Below are 17,351 nucleotides of genomic sequence, written 5' to 3' on the forward strand. Positions count from 1 at the left end.
CCTTTCGCATGTCCGCGGTTCAGCCGAGGTCCGGGTGCGGCACGTACCGGTCCGCACGGATCAGGGCGAGTGCCGCGTCGTCGGCCATGAAGGTGTCCAGGTCGGCGATGCGCCAGCCGGTGCCGAGCAGCAGCGGGACGAGAGGGTGCGGGCCGGGCACGGCGAGCTTCGCGGGGTGCGACGAGGGAGCGGTGGCGGCGAGGGCGCCGAGGACGGCGGTCACGCAGTCGTGCGGGGTGGCGCCGCCCGCCGGGCCGATCAGGGTGCCGCCGGCCGTCGTGCGGGTGAAGGCGTAGCCGGCGTCCGTCGTGTACGCCGTGACGCCGGGCAGGGCGGCGTACCAGGTGAGGGTTCCGGCGCGGCTCCCGCCCGAGACGTCGGCGTCCAGGGCGGCCGTGTCCTCGGCGGTGGCGATCCGGACGGGTGGGGCGGGCCGGCCGGCCGGCGGGCCGGTCAGGTAGAGCAGCGGGCACCACGGGCGCAGGCCGTGGCGGACGTACAGGCTCATCGCGCGCGGGTCGGAGGAGGCGAACGTCACCTTCGGGCCGTCGCCGGACAGCAGGCGGGACAGGAGGGTGCGGCCGACGCCCGAGGACTGGCGGGCGGGCAGGACGAACAGGTCGCCCAGGTGGGTGAGGCCGCCCCTGCGGAGGGTGCCGCCGAAGCCCGTGGCGGACCCGTCCTCGCCGCCCGGGGCGAGGAGCAGGGTGCCGAAGGCGCGTTCGGCGTCGAGGAAGTCGGGGGAGCCGGGATGCCAGCCGCTGAGCAGGCCGAAGCGCTTGGCGACGGCGCGTACGGCGGGCATGTCGCCTTCCGTGGCGGCGCGCACTGCGGTGTGCGGCATGTCCTCGCTCCCCCTGAGCCGGTCGGTGACTGGATGCTAATGGCTCTGTGCTGGTCAGCGAGGGGCCGGGCCGGTCAGGTAGCGCTGGAGCGCCGGGGCCGCCCAGGCGGTCAGCTCGGCGGGATCGGCGGTGACCAGGGCGTCCACGCGGACGGCGTACCGGGTGATGGCCAGGCCGACGAGCTGGGCGGCGGCCAGCGCGGCGCGCAGCTCCGGGTGGTCGGTGCCGAGCTGCCGGGTGAGCTTGCCGAGCATCTCGTCGGCGAGGAAGGTCCTGATCAGGGCGGCGGCGTGGGCGCTGGTGGCGGCGGAGCGCATCAGGCCCAGCAGCGGGCCGGGGCGCTCCACCTCGCCCAGCAGCCCCAGCACGTACGCGGCCAGCCGCTCACCCAGGCCGGCGCGCGGGCCGTCGAGCAGCATGGGCAGGGCCTGCTCCGGCCGGAACACGTCGGTCACGACCGCGCTGAAGAGCTGCTCCTTGCCGCCGAAGAAGCGCCGCACCAGGGCCGGGTCGACCCCGGCCGCGGCGGCGACCTGCCGCATGCTGGTGGCCTCGTAGCCGGCGACGCTGAACGCCTCGGCCGCCGCCGCCAGGATCTCCTCCCGGGTGGTGGAGGTGCCCGGCCGCCGTCCTGTCCTGCTCATGCAGGTGAGGCTAGCCCCTAGCACCGCCGTCCACGCAGGGGCTAGGCCGTCGCGCGCACGGGCCGGACGATGGCCTCGGTGGCCCGGCTGACCACGACCTGGCCCCGGTGCGCGGAGGTCTCCTTGACGCCGAAGCGTTCGCCGAGGTCGCGCTGGAGCTCGCCCACGGTGCTCTCCGACCGGACGGCCGCCGCCTCGTCCTCGTAGACGGTGATCGTGATGGCCGTCCCGCCGCCGGTGTCGACGGCGCTGTAGAGGACGGCGCCGACCTGCCGCGGGACGCGGTCGGCGAACTCGTCGTCGACGGCGGAGATCATCGCCTCGACGGCGCCCGGGGTGGTGCGGTAGTGGCGTACGACTGCGTACATGGCATCTCCTGATCGCCAGGGGTGACGGGGTCAGGATCAGCATAAGTCCTCATGTGGGGACTTTTCTAGAGGGTGGCGTGGCGCTCCAGGAACGCGGCCACCTCGTCGGGGTCCTCCAGGGGCAGCGGGTAGACCAGCAGCCGGTCCACGCCCAGCTCGCGGTAGCGCGACGCGGTCGCGGCGTCCACCTCCACCGGGTCGAGCTGCATGAACGTGATCTCCAGCCGGCCGAGCCGGGCCGGGCGCTCGACCTCGGCGGCCGCCCTCTCCAGCCCGGCCAGGGCGGCGGCCAGGTCCTCGGGGGAGCGGCCGTTGCCGATCCAGCCGTGCCCGCGGGCCACGGCCCTCCGGAACGCGGCGGGGCTGTGCCCGCCGACCATGACGCGCGGGCCGCCCGGCTGGACCGGCCGCGGGTGGGCGTCCAGGCCCTCGAACGAGACGTGCCGCCCCGCGTAGGAGACGGGGGCGGGCGCGGTCCACAGGGCCCGCATCGCGTCCAGGTAGTCGTCGGTACGGCTGCCGCGCTCGGACATCGGCACGCCCAGCGCGGCGAGCTCCGGCTCCAGGTAGCCGCCGGCCACGCCGAGCCGCAGCCGGCCGCCGCTGAGCACGTCGAGGCTGGCCGCCTGCTTGGCGAGGACCAGCGGGTTGCGCTGGGGCAGGATGATGATGCCGGTGCCGAGCTCGAGCGTGGTGCTGAGCGCGGCGACATGGGCGAGGTGGACGAGCGGGTCGAGGATCGGGTCCTCAGGGTCCATGGGGGAGGCGGGCACGCGCGGGCTGGGCAGCACCACGTGATCGCCCGCCCACCACGAGCGGTAGCCGAGGTCCTCCGCCAGGCGCACCAGGCGGGCCGTCTCGGCCGGGCCCAGGGTGGCCTTGGCGTTCAGGCCGTTGACGCCGAGCTCCATCACGTTCTCCGTCCTTCGGGAATTCGCGGACGGGGCTCATGATCGGCGCGTGGCGGCTGCGGCGTCCAATACCTGCTGTCATAGCCGCCGGCTATGGATCAGGCGGCGTAGACGGGGGCGAGGTCGACGAAGATGCGGTAGTCGGTGATCAGGCCGTCGGTGCTACGGACGCGCCAGATCGACACGGCCGGGACGCTGACGTCCTTGCCGTCGAGCCGCCGGTAGGTGACCTCGGTCTCGGCGATGTTGTCGTCGCCGACCTGCCACGTCCTGACGATGCGGTGCCGCAGGCCGCCGATGGTGGCGAAGAACTCGCGCAGCCCGGCGGCGATGGCCTCGCGCCCGGTCGCCGGCTCGGCGTTGGCGAACACGAGCGTGGCGTCCTCGGCCAGCAGTTGCACGAACGCGTCGGCGTCGAAGGAGTCGACCACCTGGAAGACGTGCCGGATCGCAGCGGCGGACATGCCGATCACCCCTCACGTGATCAGGATCGTTGGCAGGGACGATACGGGACCACGTGCGGCGCGCAACTAGCAGAAAAGCAAGCATTCCGGGGTGGACGGCCGGGGGCGTGACCCCGATGCTGGTGAGCAGCACGCCCGTGATCACCGGACCACTGGAGGAGCCCCATGATGTTCCGTACCCGGACGCGCCGCGCCGCCGCGGCGACCGCGGCCCTGGGCGCCGTGTTCGTGCTGGGCGCCGCCCCGGCGCAGGCCGACGGCGGGTCCGACCCGTGCAACGCCGCGACCGTGGTCCGCACGCCGCAGGTGAGCGGCGTGCAGGCCGATGGCGACTCGGGGACCAAGCGCCCGCAGTATGTGCAGGCCGATGGCGACTCGGGGACCAAGCGCCCGCAGTATGTGCAGGCCGACGGCGACTCGGGGACCAAGCGCCCGCAGTACGTGCTGGCCGACGGCGACTCGGGGACCAAGCGCCCCGCCTAGGGCGTCGCCGCATTAGTACGACGGCTGTCGAAGTTTGACAGCCGTCGTACTTCCGTGCTGGAGTGGGCCTCCCATTCCTGCTGCGGAAGGACTGTGCGATGGCCAGGAAAGTGTTGTTCCACGAGCTCGGCGGGCCCGAGGTGCTGCGGGTCGAGGACGTCGAGGTGGGTGATCCGGGCCCCGGCGAGGTGCGGATCCGGGTGGAGGCGATCGGGCTGAACCGGTCGGAGTCCCTGTTCCGCTCCGGCCACTACATCGAGCCCGTGAAGCGCTTCCCCGCCACCTTGGGCACGGAGGCCGCCGGCGTGGTCGAGGCCGTCGGCGCCGGGGTGACCGGGTTGCGGCCGGGGGAGCCGGTCAGCACGGTGCAGACGTTCTCCATGAACGACCACGGCGTGTACGGCGAGCGCGTGATCGTCCCCGCGGCGGCGGTGCTGCGCCGCCCCGAAGGGCTCGGCGCCGTCGAGGGCGCCGCCGTGTGGATGGCGTACGTGACCGCCTACGGCGCGCTGATGGAGGCCGGCGGGATGCGGCCCGGCGACACCGTCGTGCTGAACGCGGCCTCCAGCAGCGTGGGGCTGGCCGCCATCCACGTCGCCGGCCGCCTCGGCGCCGCCCCGATCGCCCTGACCCGCACCGCCGCCAAGAAGGAGGCGCTGCTGAAGCAAGGGGCGGCGGAGGTGATCGTCACCGAGGACGAGGACGTGGTGGAGCGGGTGCTGGCGGCGACCGATGGCCGGGGGGCCGAGATCGTCCTCGACGCGGTCGCCGGGCCCGGCGTGCGGGACCTGGCCAGGGTCGTCGCGGACGACGGCAAGCTGCTCGTGTACGGGGCGCTGAGCGGCCAGCCGACGCCCTACCCGGGGATCGAGCTGGGCATGCCGGCGCTGTCCATGCGGACGTACACGATGCTGGAGACGACGACCCGGCCCGAGCGGCTGCGCCGGGCGGAGGCGTTCGTGGCGTCGGGGCTGCGCTCCGGCGCGTTCAGCGCGGTCGTGGACCGCACGTTCGAGCTGGGGGAGATCGTCGAGGCGCACCGCCACCTGGAGTCGAACGCGCAGGTCGGCAAGATCGTGGTCACCGTCCAGTAGGCGCGGCGAACTTTCGTCTGGTGGAACGATGGTCTAGGGTTCGGAACATGTCCGAGCAGAACTCCGCGGACAAGCTCGTCGGCTCCGACCGGGTGCTGGCGGTGCTGGCCGAGCTGGCGCGCCACCCCGACGGCATCGGGCTGGAGGAGATGGCGCGCGCGGTGGCGAGCCCCAAGCCGACGGTGCACCGGGCGCTGGCCGCGCTGCGCCGCGCCGGCTTCGCCGCGCAGCACGGTCACGGCCGGTACGTGCTGGGCGATGAGTTCCTGCGGATGGCCTTCGCCCACCACGAGGCGCGGCCCGACCACGTCCGCGTCATGCCGGTGCTCAAGGCCCTGTGCGACCGGTACGGCGAGACGGCGCACTACGCCGTGCTCGACGGCCCCTCGGTCGTCTACCGCTCGAAGCTCGACCCGGCCAGCGGGGCGGTGCGGCTGACCTCGGTGGTGGGCGGGCGCAACCCGGCGCACTGCACGGCGGTCGGCAAGGTGCTGCTCGCCGACGCCCTTCCGACGCGGGAGGCGGTCGAGGCGTGGGCGGCCGGCCGCACCCTGGAGCGTCCGACGGAGCGCTCGATCGGTACGGTGGAGGAGTTGCACGCCGAGCTGGCCCGCATCCGCGAGCAGGGCTACGCCACCGACGACCAGGAGAACGAGCCGGGCGTCAACTGCGTGGCGGTCGCGGCCTACCTGACCTCGCCCACCGTGCCCAGCGGCGCGATCAGCGTCAGCGGCCTGGCCTACCGCACGCCGCTGAAGCGGCTCATCGACGATCTGCCGGCCATCCGCGCCATCGTCTCCGGAGAGGAGCATTCGTGACGTTCACCGCCGTCCCGGCCTCGGCCGGCGTCCACACCCTGGGGGAAGGCCCCGTGTGGGACTCCGCCCGGCAGCGCCTGCTGTGGGTCGACATCGTCGCCGGCACCGTGTACGAGGGGCGGCTCGACGGCGACGCGATCACCGTCACCGGCAGCCACACCTTCGACGGCACGGTGGGCGCGGTCGCGGTGGCGGCCGACGGCACGCTGCTCGTCGCCGCGCAGTCCACGCTGATCGCGGTCGGCACCGACGGCAGCCGCAAGGAGCTGGCGCGGGTGCTGCCGGAGGGCGTGCGCAGCCGGCTCAACGACGGCGCCGTGGACCCGGCCGGGCGCTTCCTGATCGGCAGCCTGGCGCAGGACGACCGCCACGGGCAGGAGGTGCTGGCCCGCCTCGACGGCACCGGCCTGACCTACCTCGACACCGACCTCGTGCTCTCCAACGGCCTGGCCTGGGTGGACGGCCGCCTCTACAACGTCGACACCGTCCCCGGCACGATCTGGGTGCGCGACTACGACGCGGAGACGGGGGAGACCGGGCCGCGGCGGGAGGCGTTCACGATCACCGACGGCTCGCCCGACGGGATGTGCGCCGACGCCGCAGGCAACCTGTGGATCGCCAACTGGGGGCTGGGCCGCGTCGAGTGCCGCACCACGGCGGGCGAGCTGCTCGACGTCGTCGAGACCGGCGCGCCGCACACGTCCTGCCCGGTGTTCGCCGGCCCCGGCCTCGACGTCCTCGTCATCACCACCGCCACCACCGGCCTGAGCGAGCCGGGGCCGGACGACGGCCGCCTGTTCACCGCCCGCGTGGGCGTGCGCGGCCTGCCCGCGCCCTACTGGAACCACTCCTGAAAGAGACACCCGTGTACCTCATGCGCATCGGCGCCCCCGGCGCCGAGAAGCCCGTCGTCCGCATCGACGACACTCACTACGTCGACGTCTCCGACGTCACTCCCGACTTCGACGAGAGGTTCTTCGCCGCGGGCGGCCCCGCGCTGCTGGCCGAGAGGGTCGCCACCGGCGAGGTCCGCGAGTTCGCCGGCGAGCGGATCGGCGCGCCGATCGCCCGGCCGCACCAGATCCTGTGCATCGGGCTCAACTACAGCGACCACGCCGCCGAGACCGGCCAGGCCGTGCCGGACGAGCCGATCCTGTTCACCAAGTCGCCCAACACGCTGGTCGGCCCCAACGACGACGTGCGCATCCCGCGCGGCTCGACGAAGACCGACTGGGAGGTGGAGCTGGGCATCGTCATCGGCCGGCGCACCTCCTACCTCGACTCGGTCGAGGAGGCGCGCGCCTGCATCGCCGGATACTGCGTGGTCAACGACGTGAGCGAGCGCGCGTTCCAGATGGAGCGCGGCGGCCAGTGGAGCAAGGGCAAGTCCGCCGAGACGTTCAACCCGGCCGGCCCGTGGCTCGTCACGCCCGACGAGATCGCCGACGTCAGGAACCTCGGCATGTGGCTCGACGTCAACGGCGTGCGCCGCCAGACCGGCACCACCAAGACCATGATCTTCGACCCGTACGTCATCGTGCACCACCTGAGCCAGTTCATGGTCCTGGAGCCCGGCGACCTGATCAACACCGGCACCCCGCCCGGCGTCGGCATGGGCCACGACCCGCAGATCTGGCTCCAGCCCGGCGACGTCATGGAGCTGGGCATCGACGGGCTGGGCAGCCAGCGGCAGCAAGTCGTCGGGCCCAGGTAACGCGCCATGACTCTGATCGCACCCGACCCCACCGTCCTGGCCAGGGTGGAGGCCGCCGTCCCCGGCATCGCCAGGACGCGCGCGAGCGACCGGCTCGGCCTGGCCCACGACGCCTCCCACTACCTGCTCACCCCGCAGGCCGTCCTGGTGCCCGAGAGCGCGGAGCAGGTCGCGGCGCTGCTGCGCGCCGGGCTGCCGCTGACGTTCCGCTCCGGCGGCACCAGCCTGAGCGGGCAGGCGGTCAGCGAGCACCTGCTCGTGGACACGCGGCGGCACTTCCGCTCCATCGAGGTGCTGGACGGCGGGGCACGGGTGCGGGTGCAGCCGGGCGCGGTGCTGCGGCAGGTCAACGCCCGCCTCGCCCCGTACGGGCGCAAGCTCGGCCCCGACCCGGCCAGCGAGTCGGCGTGCACCATCGGCGGCGTCGTCGCGAACAACTCCAGCGGCATGACCTGCGGCACGCACGCCAACACCTACCGGACCCTGGAGTCGATGACGATCGTGCTGCCCAGCGGCACCGTCGTCGACACCGGCGCGGCCGACGCCGACGAGCGGCTGCGCGCGCTGGAGCCGGAGCTGGCGGACGGCCTCGTCGCGCTGCGCGATCGAGTCCGGAACAATCCGGACTCGGTGCGGCGGGTCCAGCAGCAGTTCTCGCTCAAGAACACCATGGGCTACGGCCTGAACAGCTTCCTCGACCACGACTCACCGGCGCAGATCCTCGCCCACCTCGTCATCGGCAGCGAGGGCACGCTCGGGTTCGTGGCGGAGGCGGTCTTCCGCACCGTGCCCGCGCACCCGCTGGCCGCCACCGGCCTGCTCGTCTTCCCCGCCCTGCACGCGGCGATGGGCGCCATGCCCCGGCTCGTCGAGGCCGCGCCCGCCGCCGTCGAGCTGCTGGACGCCGAGTCCCTGCGCGTCGCCCGGACCGACCCGAAGGCCGACGACGTGCTGCGCGCCCTCACCGTCGCCGGGCACGCCGCCCTCCTCGTCGAATGGCAGGAGCCGGAGGAGGAGGCGCTGGCCGGGCGCGAGCGCGCCGCCGCGGAGGCGTTCGCCGGCCTGGAGCTGGCCGCCCCCGCCCGGCTGAGCAGGGACAGCCAGGCCAGGGCCGCGCTGTGGCACATCCGCAAGGGCCTGTACGCCTCCGTCGCCGGCGCCCGCCCCAGCGGCACCACCGCCCTGCTGGAGGACGTCGCCGTCCCCGTGCCCGCCCTAACCGGCCTGTGCGACGAGCTGACCGCCCTGTTCGCCCGGCACCGGTACGAGCGCAGCGTCATCTTCGGCCACGCCAAGGACGGCAACCTGCACTTCATGCTGAACGAGCGCTTCGACACCGAGCTGGAGCGCTACGCCGCCTTCACCGAGGACATGGTCGAGGCCGTCCTGTCGCGGGGCGGCACGCTCAAGGCCGAGCACGGCACCGGCCGCGTCATGGCCCCGTTCGTGCGCCGCCAGTACGGCGACGAGCTGTACGAGGTGATGCGCGAGGTCAAGCGCCTGTGCGACCCGGCCGGCACGCTCAACCCCGGCGTCGTCCTCACCGACCGCGACGACGCCCACCTGCGCGACCTCAAAGCCGTCGTCACCGTCGAGCCCGAGGTCGACCGGTGCGTGGAGTGCGGCTACTGCGAGCCCGTCTGCCCCAGCCGCGACCTGACCACCACCCCGCGCCAGCGCATCGTGCTCAGGCGCGAGCAGGCCGCCGCCCGCGAGGCCGGCGACCACGAGCTGGCCCGCGAGCTGGAGGACGAGTACGGCTACGACGCCATCGACACCTGCGCCGTGGACGGCATGTGCGCCACCGCCTGCCCCGTCCTGATCAACACCGGCGACCTCACCAAACGCCTGCGCGCCGAACGCCACGGCCGCGCCGCCCGCCAGGGCTGGAAGAGCGCCGCCCGGCACTGGGACGGCATCACCCGCGCCATGAACGCGGCCCTCGACACCGCCGCCGCCACCCCGCCCGCGCTGCCCGAGGCCGCCAGCCGCGCCGCCCGCGCGCTCGCCGGCCCCGAGGCCGTCCCCCGGTGGAGCCGCGACCTGCCGCGCGGCGGGATGCGCCGCCGCCCCCTGCCGGACCCCGGCGCCGACGTCGTCTACCTGCCGTCGTGCCTGAACACCATGTTCGCCCCCGCCGACGGCGGGCCCGGCGTGATGATCGCGTTCGCCCGGCTGGCCAGGCGGGCCGGCGTGCGGCTGCACGTGCCCGAGGAGATCGGCGGGCTGTGCTGCGGCACGCCCTGGTCGTCCAAGGGGTTCACCGGCGGGCACGAGGTCATGGCCGGTCGCGTCCGCGCGGCGCTGCTCAAGGCCACCGACGGCGGGCGCGTCCCGGTCGTCAGCGACGCCGCCTCCTGCACCGAGGGCTTCCAGCGCATCGGCCTGGACGTGACCGACGCCGTCGCCTACACCGCCGAGCACCTCCTGCCCCGCCTGACCGTCGAACGCCGCCTGCCCACCCTGGCCGTCCACCCCACCTGCTCCTCCACCCACCTCGGGCTCGACGCCGCCATCACCGCCGTCGCCCGCGCGATCGCCGACGAGGTGACCGTCCCGGAAGGCTGGCAGTGCTGCGCGTTCGCCGGCGACCGCGGCCTGCTGCACCCGGAGCTGACCGCCTCCGCCACCCGGGCCGAGGCCGCCGCCGTACGGGCCGGGGGCTTCGCCGCGCACGCCTCCGTCAACCGCACCTGCGAGCTCGGCCTCACCCGCGCCACCGGCGAGCCCTACCACCACCTGCTGGAGCTGCTCGACCAGGCCACGACGCCGTGACCCGCAGGACCCCGCCGCACGCGGCGCGCCGCGTGCGGGAGACGCCCGGCGGTGACGATCACCAGCGGCGATCGGTTCAAAAGGAGAGCCGGCGCTCCTTTTCCCGCCGTTTCCCCGCCTGAGATCCGTACGAGCGGGCAGGGGCCTGACCATGCACGCCCTCGACATCCTCGCCCTCGTGGCGCTCTTCGCCGGCCTCGTCCTCGCCCTCACCCAGAAGGTGTGGCCCGTGGCGCTGCTGTGCCTCGGGTTGTTCCTGGCGGTTCTCGCCGACGGCGGGGTGATCGCCGAGCGGCCCGGGGCGGGGATGGCCGCGAGCACGGCACGTCATTAACCTTCCTCGACCATGCCCTGCCTAGGGTGGATCTCGCATGGTCCGGTCGATGAGGTGGTGGGGCGCGATGCCGGGGACGAGCGGGATCGAGGCGCTGAAGGAGCGCCTGGGGCGGGTAGGGGTATGGAACGCCACCCTCACCAGGGAGCCGGCCGCGGTGGAGCGGGAGGCCGCGGCGGAGATCGAGAGCCTGGGCTTCAAGGCGTTGTGGATCGGCGAGACGCCGAACGGCAAGGAGTCGCTGGCCCACGCGGCGATCCTGCTGGGCGCCACGAGCGCTCTCACGGTGGCGACCGGCATCGCGAGCATCTGGGCGCGCGACCCGACGGCCGCCGCGAACGGCGCGAACGCGCTCGCCGAGGCGTACGAGGGCCGGTTCCTGCTCGGGCTCGGGGTCAGTCACGCGCCGGCGGTGTCGGCGCGCGGGCACGACTACCGCAAGCCGGTCACGGCCATGCGCCACTACCTCGACGCCATGGACGCCACCGAGTACGTGGGCCCGCTGCCGGAGCCGGCGCCCCGGGTGCTGGCCGCGCTCCGGCCGAAGATGCTGGAGCTGGCCGCGAGCCGGGCGTCCGGCGCGCATCCGTACTTCGTCACGCCCGACCACACCGCCCGCGCGCGGGCCGTGCTCGGGCCTGAGCCGCTGCTGGCGCCGGAGCAGACCGTCCTGCTCGAGACCGATCGCGACCGGGCGCGGAGCATCGCCCGCCAGTTCACCACGCGGTACCTGGCGCTGCCGAACTACGCCAACAACCTGCGCGAGCTGGGCTGGACGGACGAGGACCTGGCCGACGGCGGCAGCGACGCGCTGGTCGACGCCGTCGTGGTGTGGGGCGATCCGGAGGTGATCGCCGGGCGGGTCCAGGCGCACCTCGACGCGGGCGCCGACCACGTCTGCATCCAGCCGCTCACCGGTAGCGCCGAGGAGCTGCTGGACCACCTGCGCACCCTGGCCCGGTCGGACATCGTCACGATCTGAGCCGCGGCGAGAAAGGAAGCGGGCTTGTGCGAGTCGTCGTCGATCTGACGCGCTGCCAGGGGTACGGGCAGTGCGTGTTCCTGGCGCCCGACGTGTTCACCATGCGCGAGGAGGCGCTCCTGTACGACCTGCAGCCCGCCGACGAGCGGCGCGAGCACGTGCTGCGGGCGGCGGCCGCCTGCCCGGTGCAGGCCATCCACCTCGACCGGACGGCGAGCACCCCGAACGACGACCACGAACGGGCGCCGGTCATGGAGGACGGCCGCATCGTGATCGTCGGGGCCTCGCTGGCCGGGGCGCGGGCGGCGGAGGTGCTGCGGCGGGAGGGGTTCGCCGGGACGCTGACGATGATCGGCGCGGAGGCGGGCGAGCCGTACGACCGGCCGCCCCTGTCGAAGCAGGTGCTGACCGGCCAGGTGCCGCCCGAGCACACCCTGCTGCCCCGCCTGCGCGAGATCGACGCGGAGTGGCTGTGCGGCACGCCGGCCGCCGCGCTGGACGTGGCGGGCAAGCGGGTCCTGCTGGCCGACGGCCGTGAGGTGGGCTTCGACCGGGTCCTGCTGGCCACCGGCACCCGCGCCCGCCCCTGGCCGGACGAGGCCGAGGCCGCGCTGGAAGGCGTCCACACGCTGCGGGACGCGCGCGACGCGGCCGCGCTCAGGCGGGCGCTGGCCGCCGGGCCGCGCCGCGTGCTGATCCTGGGCGGCGGGTTCACCGGCAGCGAGATCGCCTCCGTGTGCCGCGAGCTGGGCCTGCCGGTGACGCTGGTCGAGCGCGGCCCCGCCCCGCTGCACAACGCGATGGGCGGCGTCATCGGGGACGTGGCCGCGCAGCTGCACCGCGAGCACGGCGTGGACCTGCGCTGCGGCACGACCGTCACGGCTCTCGAAGGCGACGGCGGGCGGCTGAGCGGGGCGCGGCTGTCGGACGGCAGCACGGTCGAGGCGGACGTGGCCGTGGTGGCGCTCGGCTCCGTGCGCAACGTCGAATGGCTGCGCGACTCCGGCCTGGCTGTCGGCGCGTGGGGGGTGACCTGCGACGCGGGCTGCCGCGCCGTCGACAGCAACGGCCTGGTGACCGACGACGTCTTCGTGGCCGGCGACATCGCCCGCTTCCCGCACCCGCTCTACGAGTACCAGTTCATGTCGCTCGAACACTGGGGCAACGCGGTCGCGCAGGCCGAGGTCGCCGCGCACAACATGGTCAGCGACCAGGCGCACCGCTGGCCGCACCTGTCGGTGCCGGTCTTCTGGTCCAGCCAGTTCGGGGTGAACATCAAGTCGGTCGGCGTGCCGACGTTCGCCGACCAGATCGTCTTCGCCCAGGGCTCGCCGGCGGAGCGGCGCTTCGTGGCCGTCTACGGCTACCGGGGCCGGATCACCGCGGCGGTCACCTTCGACCAGGCCATGTGGCTGGAGTTCTACCAGCACCAGATCGAGCGGGCGGCGCCGTTCCCGCCCGATTTCCGCCACGTGGGTGGGGGAGCGGACGGCGGGCCGGTGCCCGCGCGCGTGCCCGAGCGGCTGGTGGCCACCGCCGGGGCGACGGTGGTGGTGACCGGCCACGACCCGGCCGAACGCCGTGCCTCGCTCGTCCATCCGGGCTGAGCCCGAAGGAGATCCGTGAACGTCCTGAAGCAGATCCTCGGCCCCGCCGCCCGCCCCGACCCGTACCGGTACTTCGGCGCGCTGCGCGAGAGCCCGGTGACGGTGCAGGAGGACGGCACGTACCTGGTCAGCACCTACCGCGAGATCGTCGCGCTGCTGCACGACCCGCGCGTCAGCTCCGACCGCCGCAACCTGAGCGCCGGCGCGCCCTCCGAGCGGGACGACTTCAACCCGTCCTTCATCGGGCTCGACTCTCCCGAGCACGACCGGCTGCGCGGCCTGGCGATGCGCCACTTCGGCCCGCCGCACTCGCCGGAGACGGTCGAGCGCCTGCGGCCGAAGATGCTGGAGCTGACCACCGCGCTGATCGACGCCCTGAGGGGCAGGACCAGGGCCGACATCGTGGACGAGGTCGCCTACCCGCTGCCGGTCGCGGTGATCTGCGCGCTGCTCGGCGTCCCCGAGGAGGACGAGCCGCGCTTCCACGCCCTGGCGGACGAGGTCGTCGAGACGCTCGGGCCGGGGGAGGAGGACCGGGCGGAACGCGAGCGGGCCCGCAAGGCCGCGGCCATGGAGCTGTCGCGCTACCTGGCGGGGCTGGCCGAGGCCCGCGAGCGGGCGCCGCGCGCGGACATGCTGTCCGGGCTCATCACCTACCGCGGGCCCGCCGGCGGCATGACGAGGGACGAGGTGGTGGCCACGTCGGTGCTGCTGCTGATCGCCGGCCACGAGACCACGATCAACCTGATCGCGAACGGCATGCTCACCTTCCTGCGCCGCCCCGGCCTGCTGCGCCGGCTGCGCGACGACCCCGAGCTGATCATCCCGGCGGTGGAGGAGCTGCTGCGTTTCGAGCCGCCCGTGCAGTTCGTGTCGTCCCGGGTGGCGCTGGACGACATCACGATCGCGGGCACCACGATCCCGGCGGGGGCGCCGATCGTGCTGGCCATGGCGGCGGGCAGCCGCGACCCGGCGCACGTGGACCGGCCCGATGAGTTCGACGTCGACCGGCCGCGCAACGAGCACCTGGGCTTCGGCGGCGGCGTGCACTACTGCTTCGGCGCGCCGCTGGCCCGGCTGGAGGCGCAGATCGTGCTGAAGGAGCTCGTCCGGCGGCTGCGCGGGCCGCGCCTGGTGGCGGACCCGCCGCCGTACCGGCCCAGCGCCGTCCTGCGCGGGCCCCGCCACCTGGTGGTGGAGTACGACGGGATCGACTGAGCGGGGAGGCCATGTTGTCATACGACTTATGGACTCGTACGATGACGGATGAATCTGTCGCCGACCCCCGTCAAGGATCGCCATGGACCGCATCCGCCACGTCGCGCTCTCCTCCGTCACGCTCCCGCTCGACGTCCCCATCAGTGACGCCAAGGTCCTCACCGGGCGGCAGAAGCCGATGACCGAGATCGCCTTCCTGTTCGCCGAGATCGCCACCGAGGACGGCCACAGCGGCACCGGCTTCAGCTACTCCAAGCGGGCCGGCGGCCCCGCCCAGTACGCCCACGCCAAGGAGGTCGGCGAGAACCTGATCGGGCAGGACCCGTCCGACATCGGCAAGGTGTACGAGTCGCTGCTGTGGGCGGGCGCGTCCGTGGGCCGGTCGGGGGTGGCCACGCAGGCGCTGGCCGCGATCGACGTGGCGTTGTGGGACCTGAAGGCGAAGCGGGCGGGGCTGCCGCTGGCCAAGCTGCTCGGCGCCTACCGCGACTCCGTCCGGACGTACAACACCTCCGGCGGCTTCCTGCACGCGCCGATCGAGGAGGTCAAGGCGCGCGCGACCCAGTCGCTGGCCGGCGGGATCGGCGGCATCAAGATCAAGGTGGGGCAGCCGGACATGAAGGAGGACCTGCGGCGGCTGGCCGCCGTCCGCGAGCACATCGGCGACGACGTGCCGCTGATGGTGGACGCCAACCAGCAGTGGGACCGGCCGAGCGCGCTGCGGTTCGGGCGGGCGGTCGAGGACCTGGGGCTGGTGTGGATCGAGGAGCCGCTGGACGCGTACGACGCCGAAGGGCACGCCCAGCTCGCCGCCGCCCTCGACACCCCCATCGCCACCGGCGAGATGCTCTCCAGCGTCGCCGAGCACGTCCGCCTCATCGAGGCCCGCGCCGCCGACATCATCCAGCCCGACGCCCCGCGCGTCGGCGGCATCACCCCGTTCCTGCGCCTGGCCACGCTCGCCGACCACGCCGGCCTGCAGCTCGCGCCGCACTTCGCCATGGAGATCCACCTCCACCTGGCCGCCGCCTACCCGCGCGAGCCGTGGGTGGAGCACTTCGAATGGCTGAATCCGCTGTTCAACGAGCGCTTGGAGACGCGCGACGGCCGCATGATCGTGCCGGACCGTCCCGGGCTCGGGTTCACGCTCAGCGAGCAGTGCCGCAAGTGGACGGTGGACTCCGTCGCGTTCGGGCGGGCCTGAGCCCGTGCGCGTCCAGTCGGTACGCTTCGGCCGCCACGCCGTGCCCCTCGCCCGGCCGGTCAGCGACGCCAAGGTGGCCACGGGGCGGCAGCGCCCCCTGTCCCGGATCGACGTCCTGACCTGCGAGATCACCACCACGGACGGGATCGCCGGGCTCGGGTTCTCCTACACGACCAGGGCCGGCACGCCGGCGCAGTTCGCACACGTCAAGGAGGTCGGCGAGAACCTGATCGGGCAGGACCCGTCCGACATCGGCAAGGTGTACGAGTCGCTGCTGTGGGCGGGCGCGTCGGTGGGCCGGTCGGGGGTGGCCACGCAGGCGCTGGCCGCGATCGATGTCGCGTTGTGGGACCTGAAGGCGAAGCGGGCGGGGCTGCCGCTGGCCAAGCTGCTCGGCGCCTACCGCGACTCCGTGCGCGTCTACAACACCTCCGGCGGCTACCTCCAGGCGCCGATCGAGGAGGTCACGGAGAAGGCCACGCAGTCGCTGGCCGGCGGGATCGGCGGCATCAAGATCAAGGTGGGGCAGCCGGACATGAAGGAGGACCTGCGGCGGCTGGCCGCCGTCCGCGAGCACATCGGCGACGACGTGCCGCTGATGGTGGACGCCAACCAGCAGTGGGACCGGCCGAGCGCGTTGAGGTTCGGGCGGGCGGTCGAAGAGCTCGGGCTGGTGTGGATCGAGGAGCCGCTGGACGCGTACGACGCCGAAGGGCACGCCCAGCTCGCCGCCGCCCTCGACACCCCCATCGCCACCGGCGAGATGCTCTCCAGCGTTCCCGACCTCGTCCGCCTCATCGACCTGCGGGCCGTCGACTATCTGCAGCCCGACGTGCCGCGCGTCGGCGGCATCACCCCCTATCTCAAGGTCGCCGCGCTCGCCGACCACGCGCACCTCCAGGTCGCGCCGCACTTCGTGATGGAGATCCACGTCCACCTCGCCGCCGCCTACCCGCGCGACTCCTGGGTCGAGCACATCGAATGGCTCTCGCCCCTCTTCGAGGAGCGCCTGGAGATCGCGGACGGCCGCATCGCCGTGCCCGGCCGTCCGGGGCTCGGGCTGAGCCTGGCGGGACGGGCGCGGGACTGGCGGCTCGACCAGGTCGAGTTCCACCTGAACGGCCGGTAGATTGTCCGCCGTGCCGCCAGACCCCAAGCCCGCCCGCGATGCCGCTCCTTCAGATCGCAGGCTTGATCGCGACACCGGTCGCGGGCTCGCGCACGAGCTCGTCGAACGGCTCAAGGCCCGCATCCTGGCCGGCGAGATCCAGCCCGGCCAGAAGCTGCCCACCGAGTCGTCGCTGATTCAGGAGTTCGGCGTCAGCCGCACGGTGGTGCGCGAGGCCGTCTCCCGGCTGCAGGCCGCCGGGCTCGTCGAGACCTTCCAGGGGCGCGGCTCGTTCGTGCTGGCCCTGCCCGCCTCCACGGCGTTCTCGGTGGAGGCGTCGCAGGTACGGACCCACCGCGACATCCTCGACATGATCGACTTCCGCATCGGCATCGAGTCGGAGGCGGCCGGCCTGGCGGCGCAGCGGCGTACGGACCTGCAGCTCAAGGCCATCGAACGCGCCCTGGTCGACCTGGGCCGCTCCGGCGAGCAGCCCAGCAACGCGGTGGAGGCCGACTTCGAGTTCCACCTCAAGATCGCCCTCGCCGCGAACAACCGCTTCTACGCCGACCTGCTGGCCTCACTCGGCCCCATGATGATCATGCTGCCCCGCACCCGCCTGGAGCACGTCTACACGGTGTCGGACGCCACCCACTTCACGCGGGTGACGCTCGAACACGAGAACATCTACCGCACCATCGCCGCCCAGGACGCCGCCGCCGCCCGCGCCGCGATGCGCCTCCACCTGTCGAACTCCCGCGCCCGCCTCCAGGCGCCCTGAG

18 protein-coding genes are annotated in these 17,351 nt (G+C 73.6%); 13 read left to right on the top strand and 5 right to left on the bottom strand.

All coding sequences use genetic code 11. From position 1 onward, the window contains the following. Positions 1 to 19: 19 nt before the first annotated feature. The 5 genes from HCN51_RS00510 to HCN51_RS00530 form a co-directional block, all read right to left on the bottom strand. Positions 20 to 844, bottom strand: a complete 825-nt coding sequence (locus tag HCN51_RS00510; protein ID WP_168005545.1) for a GNAT family N-acetyltransferase — start codon at positions 842 to 844, stop codon at positions 20 to 22. A gap of 54 nt (positions 845 to 898) precedes the next feature. After that, positions 899 to 1,489: a TetR/AcrR family transcriptional regulator gene (locus HCN51_RS00515; RefSeq protein WP_168005549.1), complete on the bottom strand. Its 591-nt coding sequence runs from the start codon at positions 1,487 to 1,489 to the stop codon at positions 899 to 901. A 41-nt stretch (positions 1,490 to 1,530) separates the two neighbouring features. Then, positions 1,531 to 1,857 (bottom strand): hypothetical protein, encoded by a 327-nt coding sequence (locus HCN51_RS00520; RefSeq protein ID WP_168005551.1) that lies wholly within the window; start codon positions 1,855 to 1,857, stop codon positions 1,531 to 1,533. 65 nt (positions 1,858 to 1,922) lie between these two features. After that, positions 1,923 to 2,768: an LLM class F420-dependent oxidoreductase gene (locus HCN51_RS00525; protein WP_168006351.1), complete on the bottom strand. Its 846-nt coding sequence runs from the start codon at positions 2,766 to 2,768 to the stop codon at positions 1,923 to 1,925. A gap of 98 nt (positions 2,769 to 2,866) precedes the next feature. Then, positions 2,867 to 3,232: a nuclear transport factor 2 family protein gene (locus HCN51_RS00530; RefSeq protein WP_168005553.1), complete on the bottom strand. Its 366-nt coding sequence runs from the start codon at positions 3,230 to 3,232 to the stop codon at positions 2,867 to 2,869. A gap of 165 nt (positions 3,233 to 3,397) precedes the next feature. Between HCN51_RS00530 and HCN51_RS00535 the strand changes: the two genes are divergently transcribed. The 13 genes from HCN51_RS00535 (at position 3,398) to HCN51_RS00595 (ending at position 17,350) form a co-directional block, all read left to right on the top strand. Next, on the top strand, positions 3,398 to 3,715 hold the full coding sequence (locus HCN51_RS00535; RefSeq protein ID WP_168005555.1) for a hypothetical protein: 318 nt from the start codon (positions 3,398 to 3,400) through the stop codon (positions 3,713 to 3,715). A 98-nt stretch (positions 3,716 to 3,813) separates the two neighbouring features. Beyond that, a complete protein-coding gene (locus HCN51_RS00540) occupies positions 3,814 to 4,809 on the top strand; it encodes a zinc-dependent alcohol dehydrogenase family protein (RefSeq protein WP_168005557.1) in 996 nt (331 codons plus the stop codon). 47 nt (positions 4,810 to 4,856) lie between these two features. Next, positions 4,857 to 5,627 carry an IclR family transcriptional regulator gene (locus tag HCN51_RS00545; protein ID WP_168005559.1) on the top strand — a complete coding sequence of 257 codons (771 nt, stop codon included), beginning with the start codon at positions 4,857 to 4,859 and terminating at the stop codon, positions 5,625 to 5,627. Beyond that, positions 5,624 to 6,481: an SMP-30/gluconolactonase/LRE family protein gene (locus tag HCN51_RS00550; protein WP_168005561.1), complete on the top strand. Its 858-nt coding sequence runs from the start codon at positions 5,624 to 5,626 to the stop codon at positions 6,479 to 6,481. Before HCN51_RS00545 ends, HCN51_RS00550 begins: the two co-directional genes overlap by 4 nt. Positions 6,482 to 6,492: 11 nt before the next feature. Then, entirely contained in the window at positions 6,493 to 7,341 is an 849-nt protein-coding gene (locus tag HCN51_RS00555) for a fumarylacetoacetate hydrolase family protein (RefSeq protein ID WP_168005563.1), read from the top strand. Between the two features lie 6 nt (positions 7,342 to 7,347). Further along, positions 7,348 to 10,116: an FAD-binding and (Fe-S)-binding domain-containing protein gene (locus tag HCN51_RS00560; protein ID WP_168005565.1), complete on the top strand. Its 2,769-nt coding sequence runs from the start codon at positions 7,348 to 7,350 to the stop codon at positions 10,114 to 10,116. Positions 10,117 to 10,267: 151 nt separating this feature from the next. Then, entirely contained in the window at positions 10,268 to 10,450 is a 183-nt protein-coding gene (locus tag HCN51_RS00565) for a hypothetical protein (protein WP_168005567.1), read from the top strand. 37 nt (positions 10,451 to 10,487) lie between these two features. After that, positions 10,488 to 11,432, top strand: coding sequence for a TIGR03620 family F420-dependent LLM class oxidoreductase (locus HCN51_RS00570; protein ID WP_240972290.1), 945 nt, complete (start codon positions 10,488 to 10,490; stop codon positions 11,430 to 11,432). A 26-nt stretch (positions 11,433 to 11,458) separates the two neighbouring features. After that, positions 11,459 to 13,039 carry an FAD-dependent oxidoreductase gene (locus HCN51_RS00575; protein ID WP_168005569.1) on the top strand — a complete coding sequence of 527 codons (1,581 nt, stop codon included), beginning with the start codon at positions 11,459 to 11,461 and terminating at the stop codon, positions 13,037 to 13,039. Between the two features lie 15 nt (positions 13,040 to 13,054). Beyond that, positions 13,055 to 14,257 (top strand): cytochrome P450, encoded by a 1,203-nt coding sequence (locus HCN51_RS00580; protein WP_168005571.1) that lies wholly within the window; start codon positions 13,055 to 13,057, stop codon positions 14,255 to 14,257. 82 nt (positions 14,258 to 14,339) lie between these two features. Further along, entirely contained in the window at positions 14,340 to 15,461 is a 1,122-nt protein-coding gene (locus HCN51_RS00585) for an L-talarate/galactarate dehydratase (RefSeq protein ID WP_168005573.1), read from the top strand. Between the two features lie 4 nt (positions 15,462 to 15,465). After that, a complete protein-coding gene (locus HCN51_RS00590; RefSeq protein ID WP_168005575.1) occupies positions 15,466 to 16,590 on the top strand; it encodes an L-talarate/galactarate dehydratase in 1,125 nt (374 codons plus the stop codon). A 10-nt stretch (positions 16,591 to 16,600) separates the two neighbouring features. Next, positions 16,601 to 17,350, top strand: a complete 750-nt coding sequence (locus HCN51_RS00595; protein WP_168005577.1) for a GntR family transcriptional regulator — start codon at positions 16,601 to 16,603, stop codon at positions 17,348 to 17,350. Position 17,351: the final 1 nt, after the last annotated feature.

The organism is Nonomuraea composti (assembly GCF_012034275.1).
Classification (GTDB): domain Bacteria; phylum Actinomycetota; class Actinomycetes; order Streptosporangiales; family Streptosporangiaceae; genus Nonomuraea; species Nonomuraea composti.

What these genes read in the sequence shown, in the direction of transcription:
- HCN51_RS00510 (WP_168005545.1), bottom strand. Translation starts at nt 844, where the DNA reads ATGCCGCACACCGCAGTGCGCGCCGCCACGGAAGGCGACATGCCCGCC.
- HCN51_RS00515 (WP_168005549.1), bottom strand. Translation starts at nt 1,489, where the DNA reads ATGAGCAGGACAGGACGGCGGCCGGGCACCTCCACCACCCGGGAGGAG.
- HCN51_RS00520 (WP_168005551.1), bottom strand. Translation starts at nt 1,857, where the DNA reads ATGTACGCAGTCGTACGCCACTACCGCACCACCCCGGGCGCCGTCGAG.
- HCN51_RS00525 (WP_168006351.1), bottom strand. Translation starts at nt 2,768, where the DNA reads ATGGAGCTCGGCGTCAACGGCCTGAACGCCAAGGCCACCCTGGGCCCG.
- HCN51_RS00530 (WP_168005553.1), bottom strand. Translation starts at nt 3,232, where the DNA reads ATGTCCGCCGCTGCGATCCGGCACGTCTTCCAGGTGGTCGACTCCTTC.
- HCN51_RS00535 (WP_168005555.1), top strand. Translation starts at nt 3,398, where the DNA reads ATGATGTTCCGTACCCGGACGCGCCGCGCCGCCGCGGCGACCGCGGCC.
- HCN51_RS00540 (WP_168005557.1), top strand. Translation starts at nt 3,814, where the DNA reads ATGGCCAGGAAAGTGTTGTTCCACGAGCTCGGCGGGCCCGAGGTGCTG.
- HCN51_RS00545 (WP_168005559.1), top strand. Translation starts at nt 4,857, where the DNA reads ATGTCCGAGCAGAACTCCGCGGACAAGCTCGTCGGCTCCGACCGGGTG.
- HCN51_RS00560 (WP_168005565.1), top strand. Translation starts at nt 7,348, where the DNA reads ATGACTCTGATCGCACCCGACCCCACCGTCCTGGCCAGGGTGGAGGCC.
- HCN51_RS00565 (WP_168005567.1), top strand. Translation starts at nt 10,268, where the DNA reads ATGCACGCCCTCGACATCCTCGCCCTCGTGGCGCTCTTCGCCGGCCTC.
- HCN51_RS00570 (WP_240972290.1), top strand. Translation starts at nt 10,488, where the DNA reads ATGGTCCGGTCGATGAGGTGGTGGGGCGCGATGCCGGGGACGAGCGGG.
- HCN51_RS00585 (WP_168005573.1), top strand. Translation starts at nt 14,340, where the DNA reads ATGGACCGCATCCGCCACGTCGCGCTCTCCTCCGTCACGCTCCCGCTC.